The sequence below is a fragment of the Nocardioides sp. CPCC 206348 genome (assembly GCF_048654705.1).
In the GTDB taxonomy this organism is placed as follows: domain Bacteria; phylum Actinomycetota; class Actinomycetes; order Propionibacteriales; family Nocardioidaceae; genus Nocardioides.
Map to the genome: position 1 here is coordinate 15,041 of NZ_JBMCZA010000223.1, position 345 is coordinate 15,385.

At 69.0% G+C, this 345-nt stretch carries 1 protein-coding gene; it reads left to right on the forward strand.

Annotation, left to right across the window (positions count from 1 at the left end):
• Positions 1-69: 69 nt before the first annotated feature.
• Positions 70-345, forward strand: a 276-nt coding sequence (locus ACOADB_RS25255; RefSeq protein ID WP_378605394.1) for a hypothetical protein, incomplete at its 3' end; no start/stop codon positions are given.

A 345-nucleotide genomic window follows, 5' to 3' on the forward strand; every position in this document is an offset into this window, starting at 1 on the left:
TGCAGGCCGATGCCCGAGAAGGAGCGTCAGGAGCTGGAGGACCTCACCGTCGGCCTTCCGCTGGAGACCTTGGTCGAGCTGTCCGAGGGCAAGCTCACCTGGAACATCGCCGACTCCGTCGTCGACCTGGCGAACCGCCAGCCGCATCGCGTGATCCATCATGGTGTCGGTGCTGGCACGACCGCCGCGACCTGCTCCCCCGGCGGCATGGTCGGGTTACGGACTCCGATGACGCACGAGGTATCCGACGGCCGCCGCCGCGGCCAGCAGGACCGTCCCGAAACCGATCGCGGAGGCCGCACCACCTGGCAGCTCGAGCTCGCTGCTCGCATTCACCACGAGGGC